The organism is Candidatus Koribacter versatilis Ellin345, assembly GCF_000014005.1.
Taxonomy (GTDB): Bacteria; Acidobacteriota; Terriglobia; order Terriglobales; family Acidobacteriaceae; genus Korobacter; species Korobacter versatilis_A.
Window position 1 is genome coordinate 3,148,283 of sequence record NC_008009.1, and the last position, 17,523, is coordinate 3,165,805.

A 17,523-nucleotide genomic window follows, 5' to 3' on the forward strand; every position below is an offset into this window, starting at 1 on the left:
ACGCGAGACAGCGGGAAGGAAATTAGCTACTCAGCGTATCCCACCCTCTTCGGTTCAAATCCCAGAACAAGAACCACAAGCAGAACGCCGCAATCGCCAGCAGCACAAACCCTTGCCACACCGGCCCGAAGATCAATCGCCCAATCCCAAACAGCGAGCAATAGATCATGCCGCAACCCATCACCCAATCCACGGCCGACCACAGCAGGCTCTGCTTCGAGGTTTCACCCTCGAGTTCCGCAATTCGCCGCCACCCAAATGCGGAGGGCTGCACCTTGCGATAGAACTCGCGTAGCTTCGCTTCCGGCTCCGGCTTCGTTAGGAAGGTCACTACCAGCCAGCTGATTGTCGTAATCCCGGTCGTCAGCAGCATTACCCACGCAAATCCATGCGGGGTGCTGCTGTCGAGCGGACCCGGATCAAGCTTCGGATCGAAGCGCCGGAAGATCTCCACCACGCCGGTCGCGAACCGCGATTGCAGGAACAGCGACGAAGTTGCCGCCGCCGTCATTGCCCCCACTTCGCTCCACGCGTTGATGCGCCACCAGAACCAGCGCAGCATGAACACCAGTCCCGCGCCTGCGCCTATCGAGATCAAAAACTTCCACGCGCCCTCAATCGAATGCATGTAGTACGTTGCCACCGCCGAGAGCACGGTCACGAAGACCGTCGCCAGTCTCGACGCCACCACGTAATGCTTCTCACTCTCGCTTGGCTTCATGAAACGCCGATAGAAGTCGTTGATCAAGTACGACGCGCCAAGGTTTATGTGCGTGCCGATCGTGGACATATACGCCGCCGCAAATCCTGCCAGCATCAGCCCGCGCAGGCTAGGCGGCAAATACGCGATCATCACCTTGATGTATCCGGTCTCGGGATCTTTCAACCCCGGGAACATCACCACCGCCACCAACGCCGCCAGAATCCACGGCCACGGACGCAATGCGTAATGCGCGAAGTTGAACCACAACGTTGCGCCCAGCGAGTTCTTCTCGTCCTTCGCGGAGAAAATTCGTTGCGCGATATATCCGCCGCCGCCCGGCTCTGCCCCCGGATACCAGCTCGCCCACCAGTTAATACTGAGATAGACGAGGAACATCACCATCCATCCCGACGTCCAATCCGGCACAAATGCCAGGTACGAGGTCCCAATCGTCGGATGCTGCGTCGCCAGCGCCGTCTTGATCGCTCCAATGCCGCCAATCGCCTTCACCGCGAAAACGGCGAGCGCAATCACCATGCTCATCTTCAGAATGAACTGCAGCAGGTCCGTCCACAGCACCGCCCACAATCCCGAGATCGCCGCATACAGCAGCGTCATCGCCAGGCAGAACATCACCGCGTTCATCTTGTGGATGCCCAGCGTGAGTTCCAGCACCTTCGCCATCGCCAGGTTCACCCAACCCATGATGATCGTGTTCACCGGCAACGCGAGATACAGCGCGCGGAACCCGCGCAGGAACGCTGCGGGCTTCCCTGCATAGCGAAGCTCGGCAAACTCCATGTCGGTGAGCACGCCCGAGCGCCGCCACAATCGCGCGAAGAAGAAGACCGTCAGCATCCCGCTCAGCGCCAGGTTCCACCACAGCCAGTTGCCGGCGATGCCGTACTTGAAGATCATCCCCGTCACCACCAGCGGGGTATCGGCGCCAAACGTCGTCGCCACCATCGAAGTTCCTGCCAGCCACCACGACACCTCGCGTCCCGAGATAAAGAATTCATCCACGGAACTGCCGGCTTTGCGGGCGTAGTAGAACCCGATCAGGAGATTGACGCTGAAATAAGCGACAATGACGATCCAATCAATGAGCGTAAGTTGCATCTGCGCGATGGCCTCAGGGAGCTATATAGCTCTTTCGTATTTATAAAGGAACAAAGAACAAACACAAAGCACAATCTGCGCCCCTGTCATCCTGAACGGGGAAACGCCCCTCTCTGTCATCCTGAGCGGAGCGACCGAAGGCCGCGAAGTCGAAGGACCCCTGTCCTCACCAACAATGCCTCCCCGTCCTCACCAACAATGCCTCCCCGCAGCAACACCCTGACAACTCCACAACACCCGCCTTGTATCAGGGCAGCGCTTCAGCGCTGCCGAAACCCGCCGCTCGAAACCCTGGGCTTTAGCCCCTGTGACGGCAATTCCCGGACATCCTACGCCCCAAACTCGCAATCCATCTAAAGGATTCGGAGGCCCCATGCGTTCGCGCGCCCACATTTCGTCGCACCCCATCCATCCCATGCTCGTGTCGCTTCCCATCGGCCTCTGGATCGGCGCCTTCGTCTTCAGCCTCATCGGATATCTCACCGACCGTTCCCTGCTCAACGCGGCCGGCTTCTACACTCTCATCGCCGGATGTGTCGGCGCAGCGCTTGCCGCTGTTCCCGGTGTCATCGATCTCTTTACTGTCGTTCCCGATCGCTCCAGCGCGCGCAGCCGCGGATACATTCACGGCTCCGTCAACATCGTTGCCCTCTTCCTGTTCCTCTACGCCGCAGCACGCCAGGGCAGTCCTTTCGACGCCCCCGATCAAACGGTTCTCATCGTCGAATTTCTCGGCATCTGCTGCATTGGCTATTCCGGATGGCTCGGCGGCACGCTCGCCTATCGCAATCAAATTGGCGTCGAACACCTCTACGCGAATGCCGGCAAATTGAAAGAACGTACCGTTGACGGTTTCGAGCGTCCAGTCTGCAATCAATCCGAACTCGCGGATGGCCAGGCCATGCTGGTGCACATCGGTGGTGAACGCATCGCCGTTGCGCGTTGCTCCGAAGGCATCTTTGCTTTCAGCGATCGCTGCACTCACAAAGGCGGCCCGCTCTCCGACGGCGCCATCGTCGGCTGCGCCGTGCAATGTCCGTGGCATGGATCGCAATTTGATATTCGTAACGGCCGCGTAATCGCGGGCCCAGCCGAAGACCATCTCAAGACTTACGCCATCGAAATCACTGCCGGCGAAGTTTACATTCGACGCCAGCCCAGTATTCCCGATCGCAAAGCCGCGTAGCGAGAACTCTGCTTTGTGTTGAATCGTCAGCGCAAGTGCGCTTTACGTAATATTCAGTAACTCCGCATAGAATGCGGCCCCACGCATCGTCACGTTATGTATTTCCAAATTCCAAGTTCACCATCCTCCGCGATTACGTAGTTACACACTCCGTTCACTTCCGGACATTCAGCCCATTTTCTCCACCTGATCGCTTCCCACATCTGGCACGTCGGTTCCAATTTCACCACTTCCCTCCGACACCTCTCCCCACTCCGTGCCAACTTCGCCCACACGTGCCACTCCGCAGCCAATCCCAAATTTAGAAGCGTCGTCCCACGATATTCAAGTTTAAGCCCTGAATCCGCGCCTCTCCGAATGGCCACCGCCTTGCTCCTCCCTATCGGTTCTCCTCCTGCCAGGAGAACAATTCTTTGAAAGGTCGTCCTGCACGCATGAAGTTAAAGTTCTGGGCCCTTGCTTTCCCGCTTCTTCTCTTACTAACTTCATTTTCTGTCGCGCAAAACGTCGTCACTGGCGACGTCTCTGGTACCGTCACTGATCCGTCCGGCGCCGTAGTGCCCAACTCCAAAGTCGAGCTAAAGAGTTCTGAAACCGGCTTCGACAAAGTTGTCACCACCAGCAATGCCGGAGATTTCCGCTTCTCTCTCCTGAAGCCCGGTCCTTACACCATCACCATCAGCAACTCGTCATTCACCACGGTCACGCGACATCTCACCGTGAATCTCGGACAAATCACCAACGCCTCGACTGCCCTCAGTGTCGGCGCCAGCACCACCACGGTCGAAGTCAGTGGTGAAGCTCCTCTCCTGCAGACGGAAAACGGCAACATCGCGACGACCTTCGACAGCCGTGCCGTTGCGCAGCTTCCCAATCCCGGCGGCGACATCACCTACTATGCGCAGACAGCCCCCGGTATCGCGATGAACACCAGCGGTGGCGGCTACGGAAACTTCTCCGCCTTCGGTCTCCCCGCCACGTCGAATCTCTTCACCGAAAACGGTAACGACGAAAACGATCCCTTCCTCAACCTCAACAATTCCGGCTCTTCGAACCTTCTTCTCGGAAAGAATGAGATCCAGGAAGTCGCCGTCGTCACCAACGGCTACACCGGCCAGTACGGACGCATGGCCGGAGCCAACGTGAACTACACCACCAAGAGCGGCACCAACCAGTACCACGGCTCAGCCACGTACGATTGGAATGGCGGCGTGATGAACGCCAACGAGTGGTTCAACAAGGGCCAGGGCAATCCGCGGCCATTCGCCAACAGCAATCAGTGGGGCGCAGATTTCGGCGGTCCCATCGTGAAGAACAAAACGTTCTTCTACGTCGATACCGAAGGCATCCGCTACATTCTGCCGTCCACGCAGAATATCTATATGCCGACGCCGGCTTTCGCCACCTCCGTGCTTGCAAACATCGGCGCGAACTCGCCGAGTCAGCTTCCCTTCTATCAGCAGATGATGGGTCTCTATCAAAGCTCCGCGCCTTACGGTCAGATGAAGCCCTTCAACGCTTCACCCGCATCTGCCACCGATAACACTGGCGGTTGCGGCGACATCTCCGCCTCCACCGGCTTCGGCGCCGGCAATCCTTGCGTCGGATACTTCCTCGCCTCCGGCAAGAACCTCAACAAAGAGTGGCTGCTCACCGCGCGTGTGGACCAGAACATCGGAACGAAAGATGTTCTCTTCGGCCGCTTCAAGATGGACCGCGGCACTCAGCCCACTTCCACCGACATCATCAACAACGATCTCTTCGGATCGCACAGTGTGCAGCCTTCCTACGAAGGTCAGTTGAACGAGACCCACACCTTCAGCCCGAACATGGTCAACAGCCTCATCCTCAGCGGACAGTGGTACTCCGCCATCTTCGTCCGCAACAGCGGCGAACCCGCTGGACTCGCGGCGTTACCGTACAGCTCCGTGCTCTTCGGCGCCAACCCGCTGTCCACGCTCGGTGGCACCAGCACGCCCGATTACTTTTTCCCGCAAGGTCGTAACGTCACGCAGTACCAGATAACTGACGATCTCTCCTACACCAAGGGCAGGCACGAACTCAAAGTCGGCGCGAACGTCCGTCGTAACGACATCTCGAATTACGACGTGCAGACACTGACCAGCGGCTTCCTGAATTTCGGCAGCATGGCCGACTTCTATAACGGCGCCGTCAACATCAACAATGGCGATTACTTCTACCAGGCGTTCTCGAATGCCAATCGTGTTCCACTCGCCATCTACAGCCTCGGCGTCTACGCGCAAGACACCTGGAAAGTGAAGCCCAACCTCACGCTCACCCTCGCAATCCGCGCCGATCGCAATTCCAACGCGGTCTGCCAAACCGATTGCTACGCCAACCTCGCCGCGCCCTTCGACAGCCTCTCGCACGACTCGACCATCCCTTACAACCAGGCCATCAACACCGGCTTGCATCGTCCGTTCTACGACATCGAAGCCGCTGCCATTCAACCGCGTTTCGGCTTCTCCTATAACCCGAGCTTCGCGCACAACACCGTGCTGCGCGGTGGTATCGGACTCTTCTCCGATCTCTATCCCGGCGTGCTCCTCGACAACATCATTCAGAACCCGCCGAACTACAACAGCTTCTTAACCTACGGCATGGGCTCCGGCGTCACCGCAGCTCCGGGTTTGGCCACCAGCGCCTCTTCGCTCGCGGCGCAATCCAACTCGTCGTTCCTCACCGGTTTCGCCAACGGCGCAACCTTGGCCGACATCACCGCGACGAACCGGTTCTTCACACCGCCCAATGTCTTCTCACCAGCCGGCACCATTCACAACCCGAAATACATTGAGTGGAACTTCCAGATCCAGCAGGAGATCGGTGCGTCGAACGTGCTGTCGCTCAACTACGTCGGCAATCACGGATACGACCTGCTCATCAACAACCCGGGGTTGAACATCAACAACGCCGGACTCGCGCTCGCAAATGTTCCAGATGTTTCACCCGACATTCGCTTCGGCACCGTCACCGGCCTCGCCAGCGACGGCATCTCCAACTACAACGGACTCGTCACCAGCTTCTCGCACCGCTTCTCGCGCGGATTCCAGGCGCAAGTGAACTACACCTGGAGCCACGCTCTCGACGAGCTCACCTCGCTGCCGGCCACTCCGTATAACTACGGCGAAGCCGCCAGCATCACCACGCAGTTGGATCCCAATTGTCTGCGCTGCCTCAACTACGCCAGCTCCGACGCTGACGTTCGCCACAACCTCACCTTCAATTATGTTTGGGATCTTCCTTTCAAATTCGGGAACAGATTCGTCAACCAGGTCCTCGGCGGATGGCAGTTTGCCCAGACCCTCTTCCTTCGCAGCGGCACGCCCTACTCTGTCATTGACACAGCGGCGGCCAACCAACTCTCGGGATCGTTCAGCGGTGGCACGTTCCTCGCGAGTTGGGCCAACGATCCCAACGGCCCCGGCGGCGTGAGCTTCGGCGATTGCAGCACGCCCGGCACCGGCGCAACTCCAAATCAGTGCCTCAGCGCTGGTTCATTCCTTGGTCCCGGTGCGGAATCCTCGTTCGGCAACGTTAGCCGCAACGCCTTCCGCGGCCCCGGCTACTTCGATAGCGACTTCAACGCCATGAAGAACTTCAACCTCACCGAACGCGTGAAGCTGCGCGTCGGCGCGAACTTCTTCAACATCTTCAACCACCCCAACTTCCAAAACCCGGTCAACGACATCGCCTCAGGATCGTTCGGCCAGATCCTGGCCACGGTCTCCCCCGCCACCAGCCCCTACGGATCCTTCCAGGGCGCCGGCGTCTCAGGCCGCTTGATCCAGTTGGAAGCCCACATCCAGTTCTAACGCGTGTCGCATCGTTAGATTGCTGAACTCACAAACCAGGGCGCTCGCAAGAGCGCCCCTTTTTTCTTCTCCGCTTGTTTAGGGCATCCGCTTTTTCTCAGGCCTTCCGCTTTGTATTCAGGCTTTCCCGGTTTGTATCAGGGCATCGCTTCAGCGATGCCGAAAGCCGCCCCTTCCCCGGGTTTGTATCAGGGCATCGCTTTAGCGATGCCGAAAGCCGCCCCTTCCCCGGGTTTTGTGTCAGGGCATCGCTTTAGCAATGCCGAAAGCCACAGCTTCCCGGTTTGTATCAGGGCATCGCTTCAGCGATGCCGAAAACCACCCCTTCCCCGGGTTTGTGTCAGGGCATCGCTTCAGCAATGCCGAAAGCCACAGCTTCCCGGTTTGTATCAGGGCATCGCTTCAGCGATGCCGAAAACCACCCCTTCCCCGGGTTTGTGTCAGGGCATCGCTTCAGCAATGCCGAAAGCCACAGCTTCCCGGTTTGTATCAGGGCATCGCTTCAGCGATGCCGAAAACCACCCCTTCCCCGGGTTTGTGTCAGGGCATCGCTTCAGCAATGCCGAAAGCCACAGCTTCCCGGTTTGTATCAGGGCATCGCTTCAGCGATGCCGAAAACCGCCACCAAAACTATTCGGGGCTTTAGCCCCTGCCGCCTCCATCGCCTCCGTACCATCCGTCGTTAATCCATCCCGTAACCCCCTCGTGAAGCCGACACCACGTTCATCACTCCGAGACCGCGCTTCATCCCCAATTTTGCCACCGCTCTACTCTTTTCCGTAGGCTCCACATTCAGGAACTATGAATTCCCATACAAATACGCCCTCTACTTCGCCCTTGGCATAGCCAAAAGTATCGCCCTACGAACACCAAAGTGGTGCGTCAACTAGCCACTGTTCGAAAGAACACCCCTTTCATTGACCTTCTCTCCTCTATCGCGGCCTCCAAGTCCCCCCTGAGCGCCTTAACAGTCCCCACGCTTCATTTTCCCTACGGATTCACATACCGTTACACAGAAGTGCCTGTCAATAACAAGGCTAAGTCTTTCCCTTTCAACCACTCTGTCCCGCTACTACTTCGGACGCCAAATTGCATCCGCCCCCGCCAGCACCCTCAGCTCGCTTTTGTACGGGTGTGTGCTCGCACCAAACATACAACTGAATAGTAGGAGGCTCGAATGAGCAAGACTCGGAGGCAGGTCCAAGTCTTGATGTTGATGTTCTCTATCCTCTTCTTCGTTAGCGCCCTGTTCGCCCAGGAAACTACGGGCGGTTTGCAAGGCACTGTCAAAGACCCGAGTGGCGCCGTCGTTCCTGGCGCAAAGGTCGTCCTCACTGCCCCTAATCTTCCGGGCTCAAAAGAAACCACGAGCGACTCCAACGGCTATTACCGCTTAACCAACCTTCCACCCTCCACCTACACCGTCACCGTCAACAAAGAAAATTTCGCAACTCTCAAGCGTGAAGGCGTGACCATCGAAGTCGGCCACCTCCCCACCCTTGATCTACCTCTACAAGTGGGCGGGAGCGGCACCGTCGTCGAAGTCACCGAAGAAGCGCCGCTGATCGACGTGACCAGTACGCGGACCATGACGAACATCACCCAGGACGTCATTCAAGACGTTCCCCACGGGCGTTCATTCCAGTCCGTGATTCAGTTCGCTCCGTCCGCTCGCAACGAGCCTCTGGCCGGCAATGCCGTGCAAAGTAACGGCAGCGGCGGTTCCTCGCCCGGCAGCACCACCAACGGCAGCGATCACGGATTCCAGGTTGCCGGCGGTTCTGATTCCGAGAACTCCTACCTCGTCGAAGGCCAGGAGACCGCCAACATCATCGGCGGCTACTCGCACACCAACGTTCCCTTCGATTTCATTCAGGAAGTGCAGACCAAGAGCTCTGGCATCGAAGCGGAGCACGGCGGCGCACTCGGTGGCGTAGTCAACGTCATCATGAAGAAAGGCACCAACCAGTATCACGGCACCGCGTTCTTGCAGTTTGAGAACGACTCCATGGACGGATCTCCAGTCGCATACTCGCGTTACGATCCGCAATCCTCTGGAACCCCGCTCTCCTGGGGCACCGCCGATCCGGCCTACCAGAACTACCAACCGATCAAGCCGCACACCAGCGACTTCTTCCCTGGCTTCACCTTCGGTGGGCCGATCTGGAAGGACAAGATTTTTGGTTTCCTCGCCTTCAACCCTGAGATGAACCGCTACGAACGCTTCGTGAACTACGGGCCTTCCGCTGGTGGAATTCTGCCGTTCAGCACCAACACCAACACCTACTACACGACCGCGCGTATCGATTCCACGATCACCCAAAAGATCCGCGTTTACGGATCGTGGCTCTATCAGTATCAGCGTCAGAACGGCCAGGCACTGCCCGGCTCTGACTCCGTCAATGGGCTCTTCAACGTGAGCTCCGGCTGTTATGGAAGAACCGACCAGCCCTGTTCAACGGGAATCCCTACGTTTGCCTTCGCTCACAACCTCGGGTACGCAGCACCGAACAGCACAACCAATGTCGGCGCTGATTGGACCATCACCAACACCTTGGTCTCCACCACCCGTTTTGGATACTACTTCGAGAACTATCACGACTTCGGATATCCAACCACCGGCACGATCGACGCGTTCTCAAGCAGCGGTACCGGAACGACTGAGGACACCAACGGCAATCTCATCAGTAACTCGGCTCCGCAGTTGGCGCACGACACTGGTTTCTTCAATCTTGCCCAAAATCAGAACTTCACCACCCACAATGCGAACAAGGCAATCCAGTTCGATCAGGACATTGCCTGGTTCAAATCTGGTTGGGGTGGAACCCATAACTTTAAGTTCGGGTACCAGATGAATCGGCTCTCGAACGACATCAACCAGCACTACAACACGCCGTACGTTTCGGTCTACCCCGGCACCGCTGTCCCCTACAGCCCGCAAGGCAAGACCGGCGGCGACAACTGTGCGACGGTTGAAGGGATCACCGGTTCCAGCGATTGCGTCGGTACCTACGGTGTGGTAAACGTTCTGGATTACGGCTCCAGCGGCAAAGCGACCAGCTACAACCACGCTTTCTTCGCCCAGGATGCATGGACGATCGGGCACGGCATCACCATCAACGCCGGCATCCGTTTCGAGCATGAATACCTGCCCGCTGAGAATCAGCCCAGTGGTTCCAGTTCCAAGCCGATCAACTTCGGGTGGGGAGACAAGATCGCACCCCGTATTGGCGCGGCATGGGATGTCTTTAAAGACGGCCGCATGAAGGTCTTCGGCAGCTATGGTCAGTTCTACGACCAAATGAAGCTGAACCTTGCCATCAGCTCATACGGCGGCCAGTATTGGCAGAACTGCTATTACGCCCTGATGACCCCGGACCTCAGCTCTGTCAGCCCGATCTTCGACGGCAGCAATCGCTATTGTTCCGGTCCAGACTCATCTAGCCAGGCGAACTTTGCGACTCCGCCTACGTCTAGTCAGTTGATCTTCCTTGAGAACCAGAACTTCCGTACCTTCCCCACGAGTTGCTCCACTTGTAGCTCGAGCGCTGAAGGCACGGCCCCTGGTATCAAGCCCTATAAACAGCACGAATCCGTTTTCGGTGTGGATTACGAGATCAGCCGCAGACTTGGCTTCGAAGCACGTTGGGACCGCCGTCGCGTCGACAACGTGATCGAGGATTCAGCCATCTACAACTCCAACGTCGGCGAGACGTTCGTCATCGTCAACCCCGGTGAGGGCGTCGACTCAACCTTCTCGAAGTTCTGGAGCTTCCTCTATCCTGGAGCTCCCCTCACTGCGGCAGATTGCGCTCCCAACCCTTGCCCCGGCAACATCGTCAAAGCGTCTCGTGCGTATGACGGCCTGGAGTTCCGCCTGACCAAAGCCCAAAGCAATCACTGGTTCGGCATGTTCTCCTACACGTACAGCAAGCTGCGTGGCAACTACACCGGTCTCACCAGCACCGACGTCGCTGATGGCGGCGGTGGCCGGAATGCTCCCAACAACAGCCGTTCGTTCGACGAGCCGATGTTCTCCTGGAACGCCCTCGGCGGTTCCTCGAGTGGCCTGCTCCCGACCGACCGTCCGAATGCCTTCAAGGGCTACGCTTATTACGAGCTGCCTTGGCTGAAGCACTTCACAACTGACTTCGGTATCTTCCAGTTTGCGTATAGCGGAACCCCGCTCACCAGCTACGCTGACGTGGGCTACGGATTCCCCGGCGCATTCCCGGTAGACATCGTGGATCGCGGCAAGTGGGTTGACATAACCCAGGATCCAACGACCGGTGCAATCTCGGTCAGCAATCCGTACACTCGCCGCACGCCGTGGTACACGCAAACTGATTTCAACCTGCAGCAGACCTGGAAGATCAGCGAAAGCAAGGCGCTGAGCTTCTCAGCAACCTTCACCAACCTCTGGAACCAGCACGCGACCGTCTCCTATGGCCAGCAGGTTGATTCCAACTTCACCCAACAGTGGATCAACCCGCAGAACGCGGGTTGCGGTACTGCCAATCAGGGCCTGTTCGGCGATCCGCTCGGCGGTGACTGTTACGTATTCGACGGAGCAGTAGCCTACGCGGCGTACGCTCAGCCTTACGACTACAAGGCGCTGCTCAACCAGTCCGCTCTGATTTCGCAGAACGGCGGCGGACCGATCACGAACAACACCCAGTATGGCAAGCCGTACCTCTTCCAACAGCCCCGTGGCATCCGCCTCGGACTGCGTTTCACCTTCTAGTTTCAAACTTGCAGTACTTTTGGGAGCCGGTTCGCCGGTTCCCTTCTTTTTGCCCGTTTGATCTCGCCCCGTTTGATCGCGCTGTGTGCGGCGTCACGATAAAGCCCGAACGCCCCTCCGACAGGCCGCAGGCCGATGAGGCTCTTCAGCACGACGCGCCCACCGGGGTCCCCACCGAGCGCCGCTCTTGCGCTTGGTGGGGGCGGTCGAGCGTCGTGAACGGCGCCCTCAAGATCCCCAAGCCCCTTCAGGGGCGGCGCGGCCTCTGCTCGCGATGTGCCAGCTTCGCGAGCCGCTGCGATCACTCAGAATTCCTCACCACGCCACCGAAATGCCCTAAGAATGGTGCATTTCTGCCATTCCGCGACCGTCGCGAAACGGGGCCCAGGCACCCAAATCACCGGTGTTCTGAGGAGAAAATACGGGGGCAAAATCGACGCGCAAACCGTGTCTCGCGGAAAATGTGAGCTCGTTCGAGCGCCTATCCATGCGGGTTTGCGCAATTATCTTCGGGGTTTGTGGTAAGTTATCCTCGTAATCTACCTGTTTTCTGGAATAACAAAACCCGCCTAATGGCGGGTTTTGTTGAAACTACAGCCACTTACCTACTGGTTCTGGTTCGCTGCAACCTTCGCACCTGACGCAGTCGCGGTCCCCGCGGATTTCTCCGCAATCGTCTTCCGCGCGTTGTCCGCCAGTTGCTTCGCCTGGGGCAGTAAGTCCAAGCCTTTCAACACCATCGGGTCGGTCTCCGCATGGACGCGAAGCCCTTCCTGCGCACCGAACTGGTTCACGAAAAGTTCCGCCTTGATGTTGCCGCGAATCCATTCGTCGTTGTCCTTCAGCTCCGCCTCGTTGAACGCAATCTTCTGCTCATCGAGGAACTTCCGGAACTCCTGCATCACCGCATCATCCACGTTAAATCCTTTATCTACCGTGTGATGCAGCGCCATGTAGTGTTTCGAGAAGTTGAAGAACGCGTACTTGATGAGCAGGCGATCCTGGAAGGGATTGCCTTTTTGCGGAGCAATTTTCACGTCGGGCGTAATGCCGCCGCCGCCGTAAACCGTTCGCCCACTATCAGTTAGCTTCACTTCCTTGTTGGCGTTGTTATCGTTGTCGGCGGGGTTGTAGTAGTAGTCGTAAAGCGACACGCCCGCGTATTCACGCTGGATCAGGCGTCCGCTCGGCGTGTAGTAGTGCGCGGTGGTCAGCGCCAAACCGGTGTTCTCCGAAAGCGGATAAACCGTTTGTACTAAACCCTTTCCGAACGTGGTTTCGCCGGCGATCAGGCCGCGATCGTGGTCCTGGATCGCGCCGCTGACAATCTCAGCTGCCGAGGCGGTGCCGCGATTGACCAGCACTACCAGCGGATAATCGCGCCCATTGTTGCCGTGCGGCGCGCGGTAGATCTTCTCCGGGCTGCTGCGGCCGTGGTGCGAGACGATGACCTGTCCCTTCTTCAGGAACTTGTCGGCCACGCCCACGCCTTCGCTCAACAGGCCGCCGGGGTTCTGGCGCAGGTCGAGGATCAGGCCTTTCAAATCGCCCATCTGGTCGAGGGCTTCCTGCACTTCGTGCTCGGTCGTTTCCTGGAAGCCGGAGACGTGCATGTAGCCAATGCCCGGACGAATCATGAAGTGAACATCTACGGAGTAGCGAGGAATCTCGTCGCGAATGACGCTGAACTCGAGCGGCTTTTCGCTGCCCTCGCGGATGACCGCGATGCGAACCGTGGTGCCCTTCGGCCCTTTAAGCAGGTCAGCGACGTCACTGGTGCTCATGTTGTCGGTGGGCTTGCCGTCCACGGCGATGATGACGTCACCGGGGCGGATACCGGCGCGGTAGGCCGGCGCGCCCGCGAACGGCGCGATTACGATGACCTTGTTATTGCGCGGGCCAACCTGCATACCGACGCCGTAGTATTTGCCGCGCTGCTCTTCACGCAGCAGGGCGTATTGCTTCGGGTCGAAGAAATTGGAGTGCGGATCGAGGACGCGAAGCATGCCAGGGATGGCGCCGTTGTAGATGGCTTTATCGGCGCTGACCGGTTCCGCGTAATTCTGCTCGACAACGTCGTAGACGCTGGAGAAGGTGCGCAGATCGTCGCGAATTTCGTTGTCGCTGGCGCCAGTGATCTTCTGTCCGAAGAGCATGCCGAGGCAGCCGCAAGCGAGGAGAATCAATACAACAAGGAAGATAGTGCGACGTGAACTACGCATCGGCCGTCCTTCAGGGGTGGAATGCACCATTGACGAGGCATCCGCTCAGGGTAATCGGAGTATAACCGAATTTCGGGCACCAGGAAGTCAACAAAGGTGCACCCTTCTGAGATGCTGGGGATGAACCTTAGGGTGCGAGAAATCGGGTACTTCCCTCCGTTCTGACGAGCGGCAATCCGAGTTGTAAGCGGGAAATAACTAATCATTTGGGACGTGACGGCTCATGAAGCTTGTTCGTCTGTCTTCGCCGCTCGTGAAGGGCAAAACGATAAATACTCGGCATGCCCTATCATGTTGCGCAAGGAGCGGTATCCATCCCCATCATGTTCGCGCGAATCAGAATTTGTCTCCTCTTCGCCCTGATCTCGTCTCAAGCCTTGTATGGCGGAGATTTCGCCATGAAGGTGAACGACAAGAATTACCTCGATACGCAGGGGTTCAGCGTTTTTCTTTACGACAGTACGTACCACCCTGTGTTTGTGGACCAGAAGAACACGGCCATGGAGATGATTCTTCACGGCCAGCGCATCGCCACCAACGGCGACGTGCGCCTGATGCCAACCCCGGAACAGTGGGACCTGGTGGCAACGCTCAAAGGCCGGCATGCGGATAAGGCGAACAGTCGGCTCTCCGCCGACCTTGCCTTCCCTACCTTCGACCTGAGCTACACGCTGGAGGTTGCAGCGGAGCCCGGCGGCGTTAGGGTCAGCATCAATCTCGACAAGCCGCTGTCGCAGAAGCTGATTGGGCGAGCAGGGTTCAACCTGGAGTTCCTGCCTTCGATCTACATGGGCAAGGCGTACCTGGTGGACGGAACGAAAGCCGGCATCTTCCCGCGCACGCCGAACGATGCGATGACGAAGGTTTTGCCGCTCTCCGACGAACCGAAGAAGGCGTACTACCTCGAAGATTGGGACAAGGCCAAGGGGTACACGCAACCGCTGCCGTTCGCGGAGGGCAAGAGCATCACGCTGGGGATCGACGACGCGCTGGCCCGGGTGAATGTAGTTTCGGATACGGCCAACCTCATGCTGTTCGATGGACGCGATCGTGCACAGAACGGCTGGTTTGTGTTGCGCTCGCTGATCCCGGCGGGCAAAACGACCGGCGCGATCGTCTGGCACATCAGGCCGGATGTGATTCCGAACTGGACGCGGCCGCCGATGATCGCGCATAGCCAGGTCGGTTACGATCCGCGCTTCTCAAAGGTCGCAGTGCTTGAACTCGACCCGAATTACAACGCTCCGAAAACGGCGAGAGTACTTCGTCTGATGGAGGATGGAACTTACAAGCAGGTGCTTGAGGGTCCGATCCCGCCGGCAACTCCGTGGCTGCGTTACGTGTACTCGAAATTCGACTTCACTGCGGTGAAGGAGCCTGGGCTGTATGTGATCGAGTATGGTGGGCAGCGGACGGCGCCCTTCCCGATCTCAGAGAACGCCTACGCCAACATCTGGCAGGACAGCCTGGATCATCACATCGCTGCACAGATGGACCATGTTGCCGTTCGCGAAGGCTACCGCATGTGGCATGGTGCTTCGCATCTGGATGATGGCCGCATGGCACCGGTTGTCGGAGAGCAATTCGATAACTGGAACCAGGTTTCGGCAACCGATGGGAAGTACAAAGGCGGTGATCGCATCCCGGGGATGAACGTGGGCGGCTGGTACGATGCCGGCGACTTCGACCTCGAGGAACCGGCACAGCTCAGCGTGATTCAGAGCCTCGCGCTGGCGTATCGCGAATTCAATCTCAATTACGACGAGCTTACGGTAGATGAAGCCGCGCGAGCCGTGGAGATGCACCGTCCTGATGGCGTGCCGGATACGGTGCAGCAAGTGAAGCACGGCGCACTGCTGATCCTGGCGCAGTTCCACAACATCGGTCACGCTATCCGCGGCACTCACGAGCCTGATCTGCGGCAGTACACACAGGTGGGCGACGGCGCTTCGAAAACGGATGGGCGCATGTACGACCCGAAGCTCGGCGCGAACGAAACCAAGGGCGACTTCTCGGGCAAGCCGGATGATCGCTGGATTTTTACCACGAACGATCCGTACACCCAATGGAATGCCATTGCCGCCCTGGCCGCAGCAGCGGACACCCTGAAGGGGTGGGACGACGCACTCGCGAAAGACTGCCTGGAGACCGCGATCCAAGCGTGGAAGGACACGAAGGCGGATCCAACGAAGTATCCGGTCGACGGCAACCTGGACCGAGCGGTTCCGGAAGCTCCCGCCGGAGGCGGCGTGCTCGCTGCGTCGCAAGGGGTGGTCTCGGGCGCGCAACCAGCAGCGCAGACCAGCTCTCGTCGTCGCGGAGGTGGTAGCGGATTGGACTGGAATGCCGCGCTGGAACTGACCATCGCGACGAAAGGCGCCGAGCCTTACAAGTCGCGATTGAAGGAATTGTTCCCGCAGATGATCACCCCGCAGCAGATGGAAATCCACGGTTGGACGGCCGTCCGCGCATTGCCTTACCTGGACGCAAGCGCGAAAGAACAAATGCGCGAAGCGGTGAAGAACTACATGGCGGGGCTGGACAAGCGGTTGGACGAGACTCCGTTCGGAGTTCCTCCGAGCCTGGGCACGTGGGGCGGATCGGGCGCGGTGGTGGAGATGGCGATCCGAATGTACTTCCTGCACAAGACGTTTCCAGATCTTGTCGGCCCGGAATACACGCTGCGCGCCGTCAACTACATTCTCGGCACGCATCCGGTATCGAGTACGTCGTATGTAGCGGGCGTCGGTACGGTCTCAAAGACGAAGACGTACAGCAACAATCGCGCCGACAACGCTTACATCCCGGGCGCATTGATTCCCGGATACATCATCATCAAGCCTGATTTTCCGGAGTGTATCGACGACTTCGGATTCCTGTGGTTTGAGGATGAAGCCGTGGTTGCCGGGTCTGCGAGCTGGGTGGTGGCCGGGAACGCTGCGGAAGCGATCACCAAGGAGCGGTGACTAGTATCAGCAAAAGTTAAACGGAAAAGATTCTCTCAGCGGTGACGAGTTGATCGGCGAAGAAGTGTGCGTCCTTCGATTCCATGGCGCGCAGGGTCTGGAGAGTAGCTGCGAGCGACTTCGCGCCCTTATCGCGGGACTCTGGCAAGATCTTGTAGGCAAGCGCTGTGTAACCGTGCGCCATCGCGGTATACGCGGGTAATTGGGCGGCCTCGAACGCTTTTTCAGCCTGCAGGAATTGCGGAGCTGCCGCGGAGGACTGCCCGGAGGCCAATAGAAGTGCGCCAACGAGCCAGTGGGCACCGCCGATTTCTTTTCCGCCAAGGCCAAGGTTTACGACGAGTTCATAGTTTCGCTCGGCGAACTTCAATCCCTGGGCGATATCGGTGGGGCTGATTTCGACCGCGTCACCCCATCCCGGCCAGCAATTGGCACTGGTGTTGTATGCGATTCCGCGGACGCGAGTTTCCAACCGAACAGCGGTTTCGGAGTCTGGCGACGCTTCTGCACACTTGAGCCCGAAGCGGATGGCTTCCCATGCGACGGCGGTCATTGCGGGAACGCTCTTAAGTTCGCGATAGGCCCGCTTGCACAACTGCGCAAGGTGCTCCAGCGCAGGCTCTGCCTGCATAGCCGAGGTGATCGCCGCGACTGCGCCAGCTACATTGCCCGAGGCAAGTAAATCGAAAGCGAGCGACTCAGAAGCTGTGGCCTTGGTCGTTTCTGGCCCCATGATTTCCAACCCTCACC

At 58.3% G+C, this 17,523-nt stretch carries 7 protein-coding genes; 4 read left to right on the plus strand and 3 right to left on the minus strand.

The window, feature by feature from the left end; all coding sequences use genetic code 11:
• Positions 1 to 22: 22 nt before the first annotated feature.
• Positions 23 to 1,822: a sodium:solute symporter family protein gene (locus ACID345_RS13770; RefSeq protein WP_011523474.1), complete on the minus strand. Its 1,800-nt coding sequence runs from the start codon at positions 1,820 to 1,822 to the stop codon at positions 23 to 25.
• Between the two features lie 373 nt (positions 1,823 to 2,195).
• Between ACID345_RS13770 and ACID345_RS13775 the strand changes: the two genes are divergently transcribed.
• From ACID345_RS13775 to ACID345_RS13785, 3 genes are all read left to right on the plus strand, one after another.
• A complete protein-coding gene (locus ACID345_RS13775) occupies positions 2,196 to 3,008 on the plus strand; it encodes a DUF2231 domain-containing protein (RefSeq protein WP_011523475.1) in 813 nt (270 codons plus the stop codon).
• 413 nt (positions 3,009 to 3,421) lie between these two features.
• A complete protein-coding gene (locus ACID345_RS13780) occupies positions 3,422 to 6,841 on the plus strand; it encodes a carboxypeptidase regulatory-like domain-containing protein (RefSeq protein WP_148210117.1) in 3,420 nt (1,139 codons plus the stop codon).
• A gap of 1,177 nt (positions 6,842 to 8,018) precedes the next feature.
• Entirely contained in the window at positions 8,019 to 11,585 is a 3,567-nt protein-coding gene (locus ACID345_RS13785; protein WP_011523477.1) for a TonB-dependent receptor, read from the plus strand.
• Positions 11,586 to 12,190: 605 nt separating this feature from the next.
• Here ACID345_RS13785 and ACID345_RS13795 read toward each other — a convergent pair.
• Positions 12,191 to 13,807, minus strand: coding sequence for a S41 family peptidase (locus tag ACID345_RS13795; RefSeq protein ID WP_011523478.1), 1,617 nt, complete (start codon positions 13,805 to 13,807; stop codon positions 12,191 to 12,193).
• 398 nt (positions 13,808 to 14,205) lie between these two features.
• Here ACID345_RS13795 and ACID345_RS13800 point away from each other — a divergent pair, with 398 nt between their 5' ends.
• Positions 14,206 to 16,773: a glycoside hydrolase family 9 protein gene (locus ACID345_RS13800; protein ID WP_011523479.1), complete on the plus strand. Its 2,568-nt coding sequence runs from the start codon at positions 14,206 to 14,208 to the stop codon at positions 16,771 to 16,773.
• 16 nt (positions 16,774 to 16,789) lie between these two features.
• On the opposite strand, the gene ACID345_RS13805 is transcribed toward ACID345_RS13800, so the two are convergent.
• The gene (locus ACID345_RS13805; protein ID WP_011523480.1) at positions 16,790 to 17,506 is read right to left on the minus strand and encodes a hypothetical protein; all 717 of its coding nucleotides are present in this window, start codon (positions 17,504 to 17,506) and stop codon (positions 16,790 to 16,792) included.
• Between the last annotated feature and the right edge of the window lie 17 nt (positions 17,507 to 17,523).

What these genes read in the sequence shown, in the direction of transcription:
- ACID345_RS13770 (WP_011523474.1), bottom strand. Translation starts at nt 1,822, where the DNA reads ATGCAACTTACGCTCATTGATTGGATCGTCATTGTCGCTTATTTCAGC.
- ACID345_RS13775 (WP_011523475.1), top strand. Translation starts at nt 2,196, where the DNA reads ATGCGTTCGCGCGCCCACATTTCGTCGCACCCCATCCATCCCATGCTC.
- ACID345_RS13785 (WP_011523477.1), top strand. Translation starts at nt 8,019, where the DNA reads ATGAGCAAGACTCGGAGGCAGGTCCAAGTCTTGATGTTGATGTTCTCT.
- ACID345_RS13795 (WP_011523478.1), bottom strand. Translation starts at nt 13,807, where the DNA reads ATGCGTAGTTCACGTCGCACTATCTTCCTTGTTGTATTGATTCTCCTC.
- ACID345_RS13800 (WP_011523479.1), top strand. Translation starts at nt 14,206, where the DNA reads ATGAAGGTGAACGACAAGAATTACCTCGATACGCAGGGGTTCAGCGTT.
- ACID345_RS13805 (WP_011523480.1), bottom strand. Translation starts at nt 17,506, where the DNA reads ATGGGGCCAGAAACGACCAAGGCCACAGCTTCTGAGTCGCTCGCTTTC.